Genomic DNA, 16,787 nt, shown 5'->3' on the forward strand with positions numbered 1-16,787 from the left:
GTCACAGCCTGTAGGCGGCCTTGACCAGGGTGTAGGTGAGGTCGCGTGCGACCTCGTATGCCTCGCCCTCGCCGAGCCTCCCTGTGGCGACGAGTGTGGCAAGGAATGACGCATCCGACCGCCGGGCCACGTCGTGGCGGGCGGGGATGGAACAGAAGGCGCGGGTGTCGTCGTTGAACCCCACGGTGTTGTAGAAACCGGCGGTTTCCGTCGCCATCTCGCGGAAACGGCGCATGCCTTCCGCGCTGTCGTGGAACCACCAGGGCGGGCCGAGGCGCAGCACCGGATAGGCGCCGGCAAGGGGCGCCAGTTCCCGGGCGTAGGACGTCTCGTCCAGCGTGAAGAGGATGACGGTGAGGCCGGGCTCGTGGCCGACCGCGTCGAGCAGCGGTTTGAGCGCGCGGACATAGTCGGTGCGGGTCGGAAAGTCGAAGCCCTTGTCGCGACCGTGCCGGGCCATGATCGCCGGAGAATGGTTGCGGTAGGCGCCCGGATGGATCTGCATCACCAGCCCGTCGTCCAGGCTCATGCGCGCCATCTCGGTCAGCATGTGGCCACGGAACCGGTCGGCTTCCTCCGCCGTGCAGCGCCCGGCCAACGCCTTGTCGAAGAGGCCGGCGGCTTCGGCCGGGGACAGATCCTCCGTGCGGGCGCTGGGCGCGCCGTGGTCGGTCGAGGTGGCACCGTGCTGCTTGAAGAAGGTCCGGCGGGCCCGGTGGGCGGCGAGATAGCCGGGCCAGGTCGTCGTATCCTCGCCGGTGATCTCGCCGAGACGGGCGATGTTGGCGGCAAAGCCCTCGAACTCGGGATCGATTACCGCGTCCGGGCGATAGGCGGTGATGACCCGTCCGCCCCAGCCGCTGTCGCGGATCGCGCGATGATGCTGCAGCGGGTCGAGCGCCGATTCCGTGGTGGCGATGACTTCGATGTTGAAGCGGTCGAAGAGGGCGCGCGGCCGGAATTCGGGCCGGGCGAGGCAATCCGCGATGTGGTCGTAGATGCGCGTCGCGGTCTGCGGGCCCAGCGGCTCGTCGATGCCGAAGACCTCCTGGAAGGAGTGGTTCAGCCAGAGCGCGGAGGGCGTGCCGCGGAAGAGGTGGAAATTGTCGGCGAAGAGCTGCCAGATGCGGCGCGGGTCGCGCTCGCTCGTGCCGCCGTCGACGCGGGGCACGCCGAGATCGGTCAGCGGGATGCCCTGCGAGCACAGCATGCGGAAGACGTAGTGATCCGGCACCACAAAGAGCTCGGCCGGGTCGGGGAAGGGCTCGTTCAGCGCGAACCAGGCCGGATCCGTGTGGCCGTGGGGGCTGACGATCGGCAGGTCGCGGATGGTCCGATAGATGCCGCGGGCAAGGCCGCGCGTGCGCGGCTCCACCGGAAACAGCCGGTCCTCGTCCAGTAGCGCCATTCCGATCCTCCCTGCCGCCCCGGTCGCGTTTTCCGCGTCTCGTTCTTGGGGCTGGCGAACTAACTAGTAATCTAATATGTTAGTCGACAAGTCGAGTCAACGCCTCCCGAAACAGGGGCGGCGAATTGTCAAACCGGGCGGCAGTCGCTAGGACGAGCCTCCCGGCAAATGCCGGAAAACCGGCGCGGACGAGTGGTCCGGCAGCGCGGCGCCAAGGCCTCGTCCGATCTTGCGGGCGGGCTGCGGTGGTCGCAGGGAGGGCAGGTGAATGACGGAACAGATCAAGCTCAGGACGCTCGACATGTCGCGCGTGCCGTCCGTGACCGATCTGGTGTTTGCCGAGCTCTACAATCGGGTGGTCGGGCTCGACCTGCTGCCCGGCACCAAGCTGTCGGAGGCGGAAGTCGCCAAGCAGATGGGGGTCAGCCGCCAGCCGGTGCGCGATGCCTTCTACCGGCTGTCGCAGCAGGGCTTCCTGCTGATCCGCCCGCAGCGCGCCACGGTGGTGACGCCGATCTCGGTGGAGGCGGTGCACCGTGCCCGCTTCATCCGCACCGCGCTCGAACTGGAGACGATGCGCGCGGCCATGGCCAACATGACCGAGGCGGAAATGGGCGAGCTGGAAGACATGATCGGCGAGCAGGAAAAGGCGGTGGATCGGGACGACCGCGCGGGCTTCCATGCGCTAGACGACAGTTTCCACAATCGCATCTGCGAGATCGCCGGGCAGGGGCACGTGTGGGCGCTCATCCGCGATCACAAGGCCCATATGGACCGGGTCCGCTATCTGTCGCTGGAAAACGGCGCCCGGCTGGCGCTCGAGGACCACATCTCGATCCTGGCGGCAGTGCGCGGCGGCGATCAGGACGCGGCGATCACGCGGATGCGGTCGCATCTGGCCCGTATCGCCGGTATCATCGACGATATCCGGGCCGCCCACGCAGACTATTTCGATCCCGACGAGGCCTGAGGAGAGGGTCGCGCCGGTCAGTCCGTCAGGTCATGCGGCCGCGCGCGGCGATATCGATCTGCTGAACGCTGCCGTCGGCGCCGAGCAGCCAGGCGCTGTCGAACAGGTTCGTCACCACGCAGCAATGGTTCGGCACGATGCGGACGCGGTCGCCGACGGCCAGGCTGCCGGCCGGGATCTCGACCACCGCATGTTCCTCGCTGAGCGCGGCGATATGCGCATCCGGATGGCCGATGATGGTGCCGTGGCCGGTGAGGCCGAGCAGGTCCGAGGATAGCGCCTTGGAGCCGGCATCCAGCACCGCACGCGTCGGTGTCGGCCGGCTGACGACGGTGGCATGCACCGTCAGGGCGCAGTCGTCGAGGGTGCAGGCGCCGCGCTCGACCAGCGAGCGGTCGTTGTAGATATAGGTGCCGGCCCGGTACTCGGTGACGAGGCTGCGGGACCCGCCTTCCGCCTCGCCCGCATGCCACATGTCGGGGGAGCCGCCGCTGGAGATTTCCGGGCACTCGATGCCGCGCGCGGCGAGCAGCCTGAGCGTTTCCCCCATGAAACGCTCGACATTGCCGGCCTTGCCGGGGGCGGGATAGGTCATCAGCCCGGCGAAGACGAGGCCGGGCGCAGCCGCGATGCGGGCGGCTAGATCCGCCGCTTCCGCAGGCGTCTGGACACCGCAGCGCCCCGCGCCGGTATCGCATTCCACCATCACATGCAGCGTTGCCGCACCTTCCGCGAAGGTGGCGGCGAGCCCGTCCACTGTCGTCTGACTGTCGGCGACGACGGCAAGGCGGGCGAGGCGCCCGGCAAGCGCCTTCAGCCGCGCAAGCTTCGCCTCGCCGAGGATGTTGAAGGTGATGAGGATGTCGTCGATGCCGGCATCGGCCATCACCTCCGCCTCGCCGATCTTCTGGCAGGTGATGCCGCGTGCGCCAGCCTCGATCTGCGCCCTGGCGAAGCGCGGCAGCTTGTGCGTCTTGATATGCGGCCGGCTCTTGAGGCCGAGCCGGTCGCAATGGGCCTGGAAACGGGCGATGTTGGCGAGCGCAACCGCCTCGTCCAGCACGAGGGCGGGCGTTTCGGGCTGGAAGGGCGCGTCGGCGGTCATGGCGTGGTCCCGTGTGTCTCAGGCGGCGTGGGGATCCTCGACGCGCGGCCAGATGGCGCGCGTGAGGGTGTGGTAGGTGTTGGTCGCCGGATCGTTGGGGTAGGGCCCGTCGACCGCCGCATAGAGGATGTCGGCGGCGATCCGCGAGAAGGCATCGTGGAAGTGATTGGTCGACTTCACAACCAGGATCTTCATCGCCGTCGGGTCGATCCCCATGTTGGCGAAGGCGTCCGGACTGAAGATCTGCGAGCGCACCGTGTTGAGCACGACGCGCAGGCCGCCAACGCGGATCGTCACCGAATCGCCCAGCGGCACGACGCTGGTGCCGAAGCTCTGCACCGCGTTGCGCACCACCTTCTCCACCGTCACCTCGGCATCGATGGGCTCGCCCGCGGCGGCCGACATCTTGCCGCCGAAGCGCAAGGGAAGCGTCGCGCCTTCGCCGGCGGAAATGCAGGTGCGAACCGCGACCGGGTCCCAGATGGAGGCCAGCGCGGCGTCCGCGAGATCGCGGGCAATCATCTCGCGCAGCACGATAGTGGAATCGCCCGGCACGCCGCCGCCCGGATTGTCCCAGACGTCGGCGATGACCACCGGCCGGCCGTCGATCTCGGCCGCCCTGTCGAGCGCCTGCGCCGGAGTGAGAAAGTCCGGCCGGGTGCGGCCACGGAAGGAAAAGAGCTCCATGCCGAGTTCGCGCGCCAGGCGGTCGCCGCCAGCACGGTCGCCGTCGGTGATAACGACGAGACGGGAGCCGAGATCCGGCACATCGGCGGCCATGAAGCCGTGGATCACCGAGATCGAGAGGACGCCGTCACGCCCTTCCAGCGCCTTGAGCTTGTCGACGAAGCCACGCATCGGCTGGCGGCTGGTCGGGAGCACCTCGATCATCCGGCAGTCGAAGACGGAGATTTCCGGCGTCACCTCGCCGACCGAGGTGCGCTGGGCGAGATCGATGAGGCTTTCGGCGGCGATGACGAAATCGGTGTGCGGGAACTCCTTGAAGGCGACCAGCAGGTCGGCATTGGTGGTGCGCTTTGCCGACAGGTGGCTGTGCGGATCGAAGGTGGCTCCGACGACCGTGCCCGGCCCGACGATGGCGCGCACCGCCTCCAGGATCTCTCCCTCGCAGTCGAGGCAGCCGTCGGCCACCATCGCGCCGTGCAGCCCCAGTAGCACGATGTCGAGCGGCAGTGCGGCGCGGATCTCGGCCAGCATCTGGTCGCGCAGAAACTCCCAGGTGCGGGCGTTGACGAGCCCGCCCGGCTCCGCCCAGGTCGCGGTGCCTTCGATCATGTCCCAGCCGTATTGCCGCGCGCGGTCGCGGGCGACCGGAAAGACCGCGCTGCACAGCGTAGGGGTTGCGGGATGCTCGCCGGGCCCGGCATAGAAACTGTCGCGGAAATCCTGCAGGTCGGTGCGCAGCGGCGAAAAGGTATTGGTCTCCGTTGCCAGGGACCCGACGAATACGCGTTTCATTTCGGCCATCAGGCGGCCTCCCCGAGAAGCTGGCCGGCATGGTGACAGGCACTGGAACGTCCGTTGCCGAGGTCCACCGGATCGGGCCGTGTCGAGCGGCAGATGTCGGTGGCCAGCGGGCAACGCGGATGGAAGGCGCAGCCGGAGGGCGGCGAGGCGGCGCTGGCCGGTTCGCCGAGATCGGCGACCGGCTGCCGTCCCGGCCGGATGCGCGGGATGGAGGCGAGCAGCAGGCGCGTATAGGGATGCGCCGGCTTTTCGAAGATGGCGGCCTTCGGCGCCGTTTCGACGATGCGGCCGAGATACATGACGGCGACACGGTCGGAGATGTGCCGCACGACGCCGAGGTCGTGGGAGATGAACAGCATCGAGATGCCGCTGTCGCGCTGCAGGTCCTTGATGAGATTGAGAACCTGCGCCTGGATCGACACGTCGAGGGCGGAGACTGCCTCGTCGGCGATGACAAGGCGCGGTTCGACGATCATCACCCTGGCGATGCCGATGCGCTGCCGCTGGCCGCCGGAGAACTCGTGCGGATAGCGGGTCATCACCTTCGGATCGAGGCCGACCTTGACCAGCGTGTCGGCGATACGCGCGCGCACCTCCTCGCGGGTGCGGGCAAGGCCGTGGATGCGCACCGGCTCGGCCAGCGTCTGCTCGATGGTAAGGCGCGGGTTGAGCGAGGCGAAGGGGTCCTGGAAGATCATCTGGATCTCGCGCCGCAGCGGCCGGAAGGCGCCCGCCGAAAGTGCCAGAATGTCGCGGCCGCGGAACCGCGCCTCGCCGCTGGTTGCCGGCTCAAGCTTCGTCAGCGTGCGCCCGACCGTGGACTTGCCGCAGCCGCTTTCGCCGACGATGCCCAGCACCTCGCCTTCGGCAAGGTCGAAGGAGACGCCGTCGACCGCCTTGAGGATGCGTTTGGGTCCCGGCAATACGCCGGTGGAGGGCGCGCGGAAGGTGAAGTGGGTCTTCAGGTCGCGGACCTGGAGGAGGGGGGCGGCGTCGGTCATGCGTCCGGCTCCAGCGGGTAGTGGCAGCGGGCGAAATGGGCAGGCGCGAAGGCGGTGAGCGATGGCTGGTCGCTGTCGCAGCCGGCTCCTCTACGTGCACAGCGCGGATGGAAGGCGCAGCCGGTGATGGTCTCGTCCAGCGTCGGGACGCGTCCGGGAATGGCGGACAGCCGGTCGACGTCCTCGTCGGCCTCGGGGATCGAATCCAGCAGGCCGCGCGTGTAGGGGTGGCGCATGTCCTGGAAGAGCTCGTGCGCACCCGCCGTCTCGACCACGCGGCCGCGATACATCACGGCGATGCGGTCGCAGGTCTCGGCGATGACGCCGAGATCGTGGGAGATCAGCATGACGCCCATGCCGGTCTCCTTCTGCAACTCGACGATGAGCTTGAGGATCTGTGCCTGCACGGTGACGTCGAGGGCGGTGGTCGGCTCGTCTGCGATCAGGAGGCGCGGCGAGCCCGCGAGCGCCATGGCGATCATCACGCGCTGGCGCTGGCCGCCGGACAGCTGGTGCGGGAAGCTGTCGATGCGCCCGGCCGGATCGGGGATGCGGACCATGGTCAGCAGCTCNGGTGCGGGAAGCTGTCGATGCGCCCGGCCGGATCGGGGATGCGGACCATGGTCAGCAGCTCCAGCGCCCGGTCGCGGGCGGCCCGGCGCGACATCGGCTGATGCTCGCGGATCGCCTCGACGATCTGGTCGCCGATCCGGTAGACTGGATTGAGCGATGTCATCGGCTCCTGGAAGATCATCGACATCTCGTTGCCCATGACCGCGCGGCGCTCGCGTGGCGACAGACGCAGGAGGTCGCGGCCGCGGAAGAAGATCTCGCCGGCCAGAACGCGCACGGGTGTTCCCTCCAGCAGTCCCATGATCGCGAGCGAGGTAAGGCTCTTGCCGCAGCCGCTCTCGCCGACGATGCCGAGCGTCTCGCCGGTCGACAGGCTGAGCGAGAGGTCCTGCACCACCGGCAGGATGCCGTCGGGCGTGGCGACGCCGAGCGTCAGGCCGCGCATGTCGAGCAGCAGTTCGCTGGCGTCCTTATTCGGGCGCGTCATTTCACACCCCCTTGATGTCGTTGCGGAACCGCGGGTCGATGCTGTCGCGCAGGGCGTCGCCGACCAGGTTCATGGAGAAGACGGACAGGATGATCAGCGCGCCGGGAAACAGCAGCAGCCAGGAGGCGCGGGTGACGTAGATGCGCGATTCCGACAGCATGTTGCCCCAGCTCGGCACTTCCGGCGGCAGGCCGAGGCCGAGAAAGTCGAGGGCCGCGGCCTGCAACTGCGCGAAGGCGAAGATGAAGCTCGCCTGCACCAGGAGCGGCGAGACGAGGTTCGGCAGGATGTGGCGGAACAGGATGCTGGCGTGGCCGGCGCCGGAACAGGTCGCGGCATCGACGAAGACCTCGCCCTTCAGCTTCAAGGTCATGCCGAAGAGGATGCGGGCAGTGGTGGTGGCATAGACGATGCCGATCACGATCACCGTGTTGACGACGCTCCGCTCCAGCAGGGTCATCAGCACGAGGGCGAGCAGCAGCGCCGGGAAGGCCATCAGCACGTCGACGACGCGCATGATCACATGGCCGAGGCGGCTGAAATATGCGGACACCATGCCGGCGAGGCCACCGGCGACCAGCGCCACGACGACGCTGCCGATGCCGATGACGATGGCCATGCGCGCGCCGTAGAGGCTGCGCGAGAAGCTGTCGCGGCCGTAGTGATCGGTGCCGAACAGGTGTTCGAGACTCGGCGGCGACAGGCGCACGAGCGGATCGATCTCCAACGGATCGTAGGGCGCGACGAGCGGGGCGAAGATCGCGGCGAGCGCAATCAGGATCAGCCAGCACAGCCCGGCGGTGGCGAGCCAGCGCCCGCGGAAGATGCGGCCCATGGTGAGGATCGCGGTCATGCCTCAGCTCCCTGGCTTTGCGGCTTGAGAGAACGGGTCCGGGTCATTTCAGCGACACCCTGGGGTCGAGGCGCGCATAGGCGAGGTCGACCAGAAGGTTGATGACCATATAGAGGACGACGATCACCAGGATGACACCCTGGATCACTGGGTAGTCGCGGCGCAGGATCGACTGCACCACGAGGCGGCCGATGCCGGGCAGCGAGAAGACGGTTTCGGTCACCACCGCCTCGGAGACGAGGGCGGCGAAGGTGAAGCCGAAGGCGGCGGCAACGGCGATCAGCGCGTTGCGGAAGACGTGTTTTACCGAGACCTTCCACGGGGCGAGGCCCTTGGCGCGGGCGGTGCGCACATGGTCCTCGCGCTGCACGTCGAGCATGGAGGCGCGCACCAGGCGGATGATCAGCGCGGCGTTCGGCGCAGCGAGCGTGAAACTCGGCAGCAGCAGATAGCGCAGGTTCGCGAGCCCGCCGTCGTCGGTCACGGATGGGAAGCCGGACGAGGGCAGCCAGCCGAGCGTGACCGAGAAGATGAGGATCAGGTAGAGGCCGAGCCAGAAGGTCGGCACGGAGGCGAAGAGCATGGCGCCGCCGGACGTGACCTGGTCGACCCAGGTGCCGCGATAGCTGGCGGCGACGACGCCGATGGGCACGCCGAGGATGACGATCCAGACCATCGTCATCAGGGCGAGAAGGATCGAGGTCTCCGCGCCGTCGGCGATCACCGAGGTGACGGGCACGCGGAAGAAGATCGAGGTGCCGAAATCGCCCTGCAAGACGTTGCCGAGCCACAGCAGGTATTGGGTGTAGAGCGGCTGGTCGAGACCGAGCTCGCGCGTCAGGCTCGCGATCTCCTCGGGCGTGGCGCTGTCGCCGAGCAGGACGGCAGCCGGATCGCCGGGGATCAGGTGCACGAAAAGGAAGACCAGCAGCGAAGCGGCGAGCAGCGTCGGCACGAGCGTCAGCAGTCTCCGCAGGGCATATCCGAGCATGAGCGTGACTTTCCGCGAAATGTCGGGAGGCGGCCAGCCCGCCCCCGGCCTGTTGCGAGTGTCGTCCGAGGGACGGAGTTTCGCAAAGACCGGAGGGGACCGAGAGGATCGTGCGTTACTTCGAGACGTTCCAGAAGTGCGGCCAGATCAGGGTTGCTTCGCCGAGGCCCTTAAGCGTCGGAGAGGCGATGTTGTAGGTGTAGACATCGCCGGTCTTCATGGTCGGGACCTGCTGGTAGATCAGTGCCTGCAGTTCGCCCCACAGCTTCTGCCGCTCAGCCGGGTCGGCCGAGGCCGTGAACTTCTCGGAAAGCGCGGTCATTTCAGGCGTGGACCACCAGCCGGGATAGTTCGGGTTCATCACCGAGATCAGGATCGGATCCGGCACGAAGCCATGGTGGGTGAAGAACAGGTCCCACTGGTCCGGCTCGCCGCGCTTCTTAATGAGCGTCGCCCAGTCGTAGACCTGCAGGTCGATGTTGAAGCCGGCCTGGGCGAGCTGCTTGGTGTAGACGATTGCCGTGTCGTAGTGGAACGGGTAGTTGGTCGACACCATGAACTTGATGGGCTCGCCGTTGTAGCCGGCTTCCTTGGCCAGCTCCTTGGCGGCGGCAGCATCGCCCTTGCTGAAATTCTCTGCGCCGGATTCGGTGTACCAGACATTGCCCTCCGGCATGAAAGATCCGTTGGCGCGCCACAGCTTCTCCGGGCCGATGGCGACCTGGAGCGCCGGCGTCTTGTTGATCGCCGTCTGGATGGCGCGGCGCAGGGCGAAGTTCTCCTTCAGCGGGCCTTCCTTGGAATTGAGGAAGACGAGACCGAAGATCGGGCCGCCGTTGAGGATCGTCGTGACGTCCGGGCTCGCATCGAGGGCGTCGAAGAGGTCGCCCGGGATGGTTTCGGCATAGTCGTAGTCGCCGGCCTGTAGTCCGCTGACACGGGTGCCGACATCGGGAACTGGAATAAACCGCAATGCGTCGAACTCGGCCTTGCGGGCGCCGCCATAGCCGTTCGGCTCACCTTCGGGCGATTCGTAATCGTCGAAGCGGACGAGCTCGACATGGCGGTTGGGCTGCCACTCGCCGAAGCGGTAGGGGCCGGTGCCGATGTAGTTTTCCGGTGCGATCGGCTCCTTGCCGGCGCCCTCCATCACGGAGGCCGGATAGATCGCCGGGCCGCCATTGATGAAGGCGAGGAGGTTCTTCCAGGGGCCGAAGGGCTTGCTCAGGCGCAGCGTGATTTCGTGGTCGCCGGTCGCCTCGATGCTGTCGACATTCGAGAACAGCAGGCTGCCGCGCGAACCGAACTCGCCCCAGCGCTTCAGCGAGGCGACCACGTCGGCCGAGGTCATGTCGGCGCCGTTGTGGAACGTCACGTCCTTGCGCAGGGTGATGACGATGGTGCGTCCGTCATCCTCCAGCCGGTCGCTCTCGGCGAGCAGCGGCACCGGCGAATTGCTGGCGTCGAAGGTGTAGAGACCCTCGAACATGTGGTGGGCGATGGTCGTCGACAGGTCCGAGGTGACGACGTGCTGGTCGAGGCTGGGCGGCTCGCCGACAGTGGCGTAGCGCAGGGTGCCGGCCGCAAAGGCGGTGCTGGCCATGGATGTCGCGATCGCCGCGGCGAACACGGTTTTCCAGCGGGTGTTCCGAAACATTCCACTCCTCCAATACAGGGTCCTCTGGGTAGCCCGAATGGGCTACACGGGCGGGCGACGTGCATTCGCCGGCCGTGCAGCCATCCCACGATCTGCCGTGTCTGCGCCGGCTGTTCGTTGTGTAAAAAATTTTCATAATCTGCCTAAACTGTCAAACGGGAATTTGAATATCCCGCTAAACTGCGGTAGATAATGAAAGAAACTTTCATAATGAGCCGAGGATTTCCATGACAAAGGGTATCACCCGTCACGACACCGCCGATCTCGCCGCCGGCGGGCAGAAGCGTCCCTTCGCCAAGGCGGTCACCGCTGGCGGGTTCGTCTATGTCTCCGGCCAGGTGCCGGCGGAAGGGGGAGAGATCATCACCGGCGGGATCGTCGCGCAAACCGAAAAGGTGATCGAGAATATCAAGTCGGTTCTGGCGCTGGCCGGCTGCGGGCTGGAGCATGTGGTGAAGGTCAATGTCTGGCTGGACGATGCCCGCGACTTTTCCAGCTTCAACGCCGTGTTCGAGCGGCATTTCGGCGCGCATCCGCCGGCGCGCTCCACGGTGCAGTCGCCCTTGATGGTGGATGCGAAGGTCGAGATGGATGTCATCGCCTATAAAGCCGATTAGTCTTGTCCCGGAAGCCGGGGCAGATGGCAAGGAAGGGGCCGGGGGCGTGGCCAAGGTGATCGACATCATCGCGCAGCTCAGGCGGCTCGACGGCGCCTTCCCCAAGCGCGAGCAGCGGGTTGCCGACTATGTGCTGGCGAACCTGGAGACCATCGCCTACCAGCGCCAGAGCGAGATCGCCAACGGGGCGGGCGTGTCGGATGCCACGGTCAACCGGTTCTGCCAGACGCTCGGCTGCGACGGGTTCAAGGACTTCAAGATCCGCCTCGCCCAGAGCGTGGCCGTGTCGCTGCAATACATGGACGTGCACGCGCCCGACAGCGGGTCGCTGTCGGATGCGCTGGTGGCGCAGGTGTTCGGCGCGCTGATGGACACGCTCAACCGGGCGCGGGCCCAGCTCGATCCGCTGGCCGTGGAGGCGGCGATCGATCTGCTGGCCGGGGCGCGGCGGATCGTCTTCTTCGGCGTCGGCGGCGGGTCAGCCAACGTGGCGCGGGAAGGAGCGAACCGCTTTTTCCGGCTCGGCGTGCCGGCGGAGGCGCATTCGGACGGCTACCTGCAGCGGATGATCGCCTCGACGCTGGAACGCGGCGACGTGGTCTTCGCGATCTCGGCGAGCGGCACGCCGGCCGAACTGCTCGACAGCGTCGCCATCGCCCGCCAGTACGGGGCCCAGTCGCTGAGCCTGACCAAGGCCGGCTCGGACCTGGCCGGCGCCACCGACATCGCGCTCGGCCTCGATCTGCCGGAAGACCAGGACATCTACAAGCCGAGTGCCTCGCGGCTCGCCTATGTGGCCATCATCGATGTGCTGGCCGCGGGCGCCGCGCGCAAGCGGCCCGAGCGCGTGCGAGAATACCTGCGCCGGATCCGCACCTCGCTGGTGCCGCTTTCCAAGGATGTGGGGCCGAAGCCTATCGGGGACTGAGCTCCCTGTTGGCTGCCCCGCGGTTTTCCCCACACTGTGCTGCGCTGCAGCAAAGTTTGATTGACCAATTTTATGGCATGCGCATTATGTGGGCATGCGTGAGCAGCTCGCCATTCTTGTGATCGATACGAACCGGATCCGCTCCTCCATCATCGAGCAGGGATTGCGCGATGCCGGGCACGAGCGGGTGATCGTTTTCGACCGCATGGACGGCTTGGTGCGGAAGATCACCGAGATCGATCCGGATGTGATCGTCATCGATCTGGAAAACCCCAATCGCGATCAGCTCGAGCATATCTTCCAGATCTCGCGTGCCGTCCGCCGGCCCATCGCCATGTTCGTCGACCGCTCCGAGGCCGGCGCCATCGAGGCGGCGGTGGACGCGGGCGTCTCCGCCTATGTGGTGGACGGGCTGAAGCGCGAGCGGGTCAAGCCGATCCTCGACATGGCGATCAGCCGCTTCAACGCGTTCAACCGGCTGTCGCAGGAACTGGAGGCGGCACGCAACGAACTGGCCGAGCGCAAGACCATCGAGCGGGCCAAGGGCATCTTGATGCGCAACCGCGGCATTGGCGAGGACGAGGCCTATCGGCTGCTGCGCAAGACGGCGATGGACCAGGGCCGCAGGATCATCGAGGTGGCGGAAGGCCTCGTGATCTCCGTAGGGCTGCTGGAGAAACGGGACGGGGCATGAGGCGAGCGGACGGCGACACGGTGATCGCGGGCTTCATCCCGCTTCTCGACAGCGCGCTGCTGGTGACGGCGGCGGAGCGGGGCTTTGCCGCGCGCGAAGGGGTGAGCCTGAAACTGGTGCGCGAGACCTCCTGGGCCAATATCCGCGACCGCAGCGCCATCGGCCATTTCGACGTTGCCCATATGCTGGCGCCGATGCCCATTGCCGCCTCGCTGGAAATCACCTCGCTCGCCGTGCCGATGCTGGCACCGATGACGCTGGGGCTCGGCGGCAACGCCATCACGGCGTCTAACATCCTGTGGCGGCGGATGTGCGATCACGGCGCGCCTCGCGACGGCGATCCGGCCGGTACGGGAGGGGCGCTCAAGGCGGTGATCGCCGCATCCGGCGGGAGCGCTCCGCTGCGCTTCGGTGTCGTCCACCCGTTCTCGGGACATGCCTACGAGTTGCGCTACTGGCTGGCCGCCGCCGGCATCGATCCGGACAGGGACGTGGAGATTTCCGTGCTGCCGCCGCCGCTGATGGCGGACGCGCTGGCGGCGGACCGGCTCGACGGCTATTGCGTCGGCGAGCCCTGGAACACGGCGGCCGTCCTTGCCGGCACAGGCCGCATCGTCACCACCAAGGCGGCGATCTGGCCGAAAAGCCCGGAGAAGGTGCTGGGGGTGACGCGCAAATGGGCGGAGGCGCATCCCGATATGCTGGCGGCGCTGATCCGGGCGCTGGCGGCGGCAGCGGCCTGGTGCGCCGACCCGCAGAACCATGCCGACCTCGCCGATCTGCTGTCCGGGCCGGACTATCTCGACTGTCCGGCCGACTACTGCCGGCCGGCGCTGTCGGGCGAGTTGATGCTGTCGCGCGATGAGCTGCTTTCGCGCCCGGACTTCCTGTCCTTCGCCGGCAAGGCCGCTCTCAGCCCGCAGCCCGCCCATGCGCTGTGGTTCTACAGCCAGATGCTCCGCTGGGGACAGGTAACGCACAGTGCCGGGCGCGAGGTGGTGGTGCGGGCGACCTATCGCCCCGACTTGTTGGAAGCTGCGACGGGCGTGCGGACCGAGGCCGCGAGCCTCTCCTTCTTCGATGGCGTGGGCTTCGATCCCGAAGCGGTCGCCGACTACGCGCGGGCTTTCCCGATCCGCGCCTGAGGTCTTTTCCCTTTCGTATTCGCGCCGCCGTTTCTTGTTGCGCTGCACAAGGATTGGTCACCTGCCTGTGCGAAGTGCCCGGCCTTTCGGCGCTCGCGGATCTGCCTGGTTTTCGAGCATCGTGACTTTTCCAGTGAAATCAGCCATCTACCGGAAGATCCGTAACTGGCACGCCTCCTGCAAGGGAAAGGACGTGCCAAAGATGGCCACGACATAGCGCGCCCAAGGACGGGCGTTCCGGCAAAGCCGCCGTTGAGACCAGCCAGCGCCCTCCCGCGCCTTGCGTCTCGACGGCGGCTTTTTTGTTGGCCCGAGGCCGATCCGAAGCGGACGGCCCGAGCAGAGGGAGAAGAGACGTGATGCAGATCCCGCACCCTGTCCGCCGCGCGGCCCTCGGCCTTCTGGCGCTTGCCGCGATCCTACCGGCGAGCGTGCAGGCCGACATGCTGATGGTCGAGAAGGACGAGCTGAAATTCGGCTTCATCAAGCTGACCGACATGGCGCCCCTGGCGATCGCCTATGAGAAGGGGTTCTTCGAGGACGAGGGGCTGTTCGTCACCCTGGAGCCGCAGGCCAACTGGAAGGTGCTGCTAGACCGGGTGATCACCGGCGAACTCGACGGTGCCCACATGCTGGCGGGCCAGCCGCTGGCGGCGACCATCGGCTTCGGCACCGAGGCGCATATCGTCACGCCCTTCTCGATGGACCTCAACGGCAACGGCATCACCGTCTCCAACGAGGTCTGGGAGATGATGAAGCCGCATCTGGAGATGCAGGCCGACGGCAAGCCGATGCACCCGATCCCGGCAAGCGCGCTGAGGCCGGTCGTGGATGCTTTCCGCGCGCAAGGACGCCCGTTCAACATGGGTATGGTCTTCCCGGTCTCGACCCACAATTACGAACTGCGCTACTGGCTCGCCTCCGGCGGCATCCATCCCGGTTTCTATTCCAGCTCCGACATTTCCGGGCAGATCAAGGCCGAGGCGCTGCTGTCGGTGACGCCGCCGCCGCAGATGCCGGCAACGCTCGAAGCCGGCACGATCAACGGCTACTGCGTCGGCGAGCCATGGAACCAGCAGGCGGTGTTCAAGGGCATCGGCGTGCCGGTGATCACCGATTACGAGATCTGGAAGAACAATCCGGAGAAGGTGTTCGGCCTGACCAAGGCTTTCGTCGAGGAAAATCCCAACACCGTCCTGGCGCTGACCAAGGCGTTGATCCGCGCCGCCATGTGGCTGGACGAGAACGACAACGCCAATCGCATGGAGGCGGTCGAGATCCTGTCGCGGCCCGAATATGTCGGTGCCGACCGGGAAGTGATCGCCAACTCGATGACCGGCACGTTCGAATACGAGAAGGGCGACACGCGGGAGGTGCCGGACTTCAACGTCTTCTTCCGCCACCACGCGACCTATCCCTTCTATTCGGATGCGATCTGGTACCTGACCCAGATGCGCCGCTGGGGCCAGATCGCCGAACACAAGCCGGACGAGTGGTACGCGGAGATGGCGAAGCAGGTCTACCTCCCGGAGATCTACCTCAAGGCAGCGCGCCTGCTGGTCGACGAGGGGCTGGCCGCGGAAGCCGATTTTCCCTTCGACAGCGACGGCTACAGGGCGCCGACCCCGGCCTCCGACATCATCGACGGCATTCCCTACGATGGCCGTACCCCCAACGCCTACATCGACAGCCTGCCGATCGGCCTGAAGAGCGGGCAGACGGTGGAAGGCAACGAGGTGATCGGCGGCTGAAGCCGCTTTCGCCCGCGCAAAGAGGAACAGTCTCCATGGCACATGCCGAAACCGCCGCACCGGATGCGGCTGGCGCCTCCCGCCGCAGCTCGTTTCTTTCCGCCCTGTCGCGTGCGGCCGGATGGCTCGACGCCCTCGGTCTCTCCTGGCTGGTGCCGCTGGGCCGGCTGGCGCTCGGCGAGGATCCGCGCGAGCAGTTCGGAGAGCTCAAGCGATTGCTGGTCATTCCGCTGGTCGGCATCGCCGTCTTTCTGGTCGCCTGGGCGGTGTTGGCGCCAAAGGTGCAGACCTCGCTCGGTGCCGTGCCCGGGCCGGCGGAGGTCTGGGAGCAGGCCGGCAACCTGTGGCAGGACCACCTGCGCGAACGGGAAAAGGCCGCTGACTTCTATGCTCGTCAGGATGAGCGCAACGCCAAGCTGGAGGCGGCCGGCCGGCACGACCAGGTGAAGTGGCGCAGTTATACGGGCAAGCCGACCTATCTCGACCAGATCGTCACCTCGCTGGTGACGGTGGGGCTGGGCTTCGGCATAGCGACGCTGATCGCCGTGCCGCTCGGCATCGCCTCGGGCCTGTCGCGCTCGTTCAACGGCGCGATCAATCCCTTGATCCAGATTTTCAAGCCGGTATCGCCGCTCGCCTGGCTGCCCATCGTCACGATGATCGTCTCCGCGCTCTATGCGGACCCGGCCGACTGGCTGCCGAAGTCGCTGCTGATCTCGGCGGTCACCGTGACGCTGTGCTCGATGTGGCCGACGCTGATCAACACGGCGCTGGGCGTCGCCTCGGTCGACAAGGACCTGATGAATGTCGGCCGGGTGCTGCAGCTCTCCACCCGCAAGACGGTGGTGAAGCTGGTGATGCCCTCGGCGTTGCCGCTGATCTTTACCGGCCTGCGCCTGTCGCTCGGCGTCGGCTGGATGGTGCTGATCGCAGCCGAGATGCTGGCGCAGAACCCGGGGCTCGGAAAGTTCGTCTGGGACGAGTTCCAGAACGGTTCCTCGCAGTCGCTCGCCCGCATCATGGTCGCGGTTCTCACCATCGGCTTGATCGGCTTTGCCCTCGACCGGGTGATGTATGCGCTGCAGCGCGCCTTCACCTTCTCCGCGACGAGGTGAGGCG

General features: G+C 66.8%; 14 protein-coding genes and 1 pseudogene. 7 read left to right on the plus strand and 8 right to left on the minus strand.

Translation table 11 applies throughout. The annotated features are described in order from the left end of the window. Nucleotide 1: 1 nt before the first annotated feature. Nucleotides 2-1,408, minus strand: coding sequence for a glucuronate isomerase (uxaC, locus tag MNI96_RS06005; RefSeq protein ID WP_249691249.1), 1,407 nt, complete (start codon nucleotides 1,406-1,408; stop codon nucleotides 2-4). 268 nt (nucleotides 1,409-1,676) lie between these two features. Here uxaC and MNI96_RS06010 point away from each other — a divergent pair, with 268 nt between their 5' ends. Continuing rightward, nucleotides 1,677-2,378, plus strand: a complete 702-nt coding sequence (locus MNI96_RS06010; RefSeq protein ID WP_249691251.1) for a GntR family transcriptional regulator — start codon at nucleotides 1,677-1,679, stop codon at nucleotides 2,376-2,378. Between the two features lie 25 nt (nucleotides 2,379-2,403). Here MNI96_RS06010 and MNI96_RS06015 read toward each other — a convergent pair whose 3' ends face one another. The 7 genes and pseudogenes from MNI96_RS06015 to MNI96_RS06050 form a co-directional block, all read right to left on the minus strand. After that, nucleotides 2,404-3,483, minus strand: a complete 1,080-nt coding sequence (locus MNI96_RS06015) for a D-TA family PLP-dependent enzyme (RefSeq protein WP_249691253.1) — start codon at nucleotides 3,481-3,483, stop codon at nucleotides 2,404-2,406. Nucleotides 3,484-3,501: 18 nt separating this feature from the next. Then, nucleotides 3,502-4,971, minus strand: a complete 1,470-nt coding sequence (locus MNI96_RS06020) for a M81 family metallopeptidase (protein WP_249691256.1) — start codon at nucleotides 4,969-4,971, stop codon at nucleotides 3,502-3,504. Continuing rightward, nucleotides 4,971-5,972 carry an ABC transporter ATP-binding protein gene (locus MNI96_RS06025; protein ID WP_249691258.1) on the minus strand — a complete coding sequence of 334 codons (1,002 nt, stop codon included), beginning with the start codon at nucleotides 5,970-5,972 and terminating at the stop codon, nucleotides 4,971-4,973. Before MNI96_RS06025 ends, MNI96_RS06020 begins: the two co-directional genes overlap by 1 nt. Beyond that, nucleotides 5,969-7,032: pseudogene (locus MNI96_RS22070) on the minus strand (ABC transporter ATP-binding protein). The gene MNI96_RS06025 and the pseudogene MNI96_RS22070 overlap by 4 nt, the downstream one beginning before the upstream one ends. 1 nt (nucleotide 7,033) lies before the next feature. After that, nucleotides 7,034-7,885 (minus strand): ABC transporter permease, encoded by an 852-nt coding sequence (locus tag MNI96_RS06040; protein WP_249691264.1) that lies wholly within the window; start codon nucleotides 7,883-7,885, stop codon nucleotides 7,034-7,036. 43 nt (nucleotides 7,886-7,928) lie between these two features. After that, nucleotides 7,929-8,876, minus strand: coding sequence for an ABC transporter permease (locus tag MNI96_RS06045; RefSeq protein WP_067219777.1), 948 nt, complete (start codon nucleotides 8,874-8,876; stop codon nucleotides 7,929-7,931). A 115-nt stretch (nucleotides 8,877-8,991) separates the two neighbouring features. Next, nucleotides 8,992-10,533 (minus strand): ABC transporter substrate-binding protein, encoded by a 1,542-nt coding sequence (locus tag MNI96_RS06050; protein ID WP_249691266.1) that lies wholly within the window; start codon nucleotides 10,531-10,533, stop codon nucleotides 8,992-8,994. Nucleotides 10,534-10,760: 227 nt separating this feature from the next. On the opposite strand from MNI96_RS06050, the gene MNI96_RS06055 reads away from it, so the two are divergent. From MNI96_RS06055 to MNI96_RS06080, 6 genes are all read left to right on the plus strand, one after another. After that, complete coding sequence (locus tag MNI96_RS06055; RefSeq protein WP_249691268.1) at nucleotides 10,761-11,150, plus strand: RidA family protein; 390 nt, start codon at nucleotides 10,761-10,763, stop codon at nucleotides 11,148-11,150. 46 nt (nucleotides 11,151-11,196) lie between these two features. Then, on the plus strand, nucleotides 11,197-12,078 hold the full coding sequence (locus MNI96_RS06060) for a MurR/RpiR family transcriptional regulator (protein WP_249691270.1): 882 nt from the start codon (nucleotides 11,197-11,199) through the stop codon (nucleotides 12,076-12,078). 94 nt (nucleotides 12,079-12,172) lie between these two features. Next, the gene (locus MNI96_RS06065) at nucleotides 12,173-12,772 is read left to right on the plus strand and encodes an ANTAR domain-containing response regulator (RefSeq protein WP_249691271.1); all 600 of its coding nucleotides are present in this window, start codon (nucleotides 12,173-12,175) and stop codon (nucleotides 12,770-12,772) included. After that, nucleotides 12,769-13,917, plus strand: coding sequence for a CmpA/NrtA family ABC transporter substrate-binding protein (locus MNI96_RS06070; protein WP_249691274.1), 1,149 nt, complete (start codon nucleotides 12,769-12,771; stop codon nucleotides 13,915-13,917). Before MNI96_RS06065 ends, MNI96_RS06070 begins: the two co-directional genes overlap by 4 nt. 359 nt (nucleotides 13,918-14,276) lie before the next feature. Continuing rightward, a complete protein-coding gene (locus MNI96_RS06075) occupies nucleotides 14,277-15,668 on the plus strand; it encodes an ABC transporter substrate-binding protein (RefSeq protein ID WP_249691276.1) in 1,392 nt (463 codons plus the stop codon). A 35-nt stretch (nucleotides 15,669-15,703) separates the two neighbouring features. After that, the gene (locus MNI96_RS06080) at nucleotides 15,704-16,783 is read left to right on the plus strand and encodes an ABC transporter permease (protein ID WP_249691278.1); all 1,080 of its coding nucleotides are present in this window, start codon (nucleotides 15,704-15,706) and stop codon (nucleotides 16,781-16,783) included. The last annotated feature ends 4 nt before the right edge of the window (nucleotides 16,784-16,787 follow it).

The organism is Stappia sp. WLB 29 (assembly GCF_023507705.1).
In the GTDB taxonomy this organism is placed as follows: domain Bacteria; phylum Pseudomonadota; class Alphaproteobacteria; order Rhizobiales; family Stappiaceae; genus Stappia.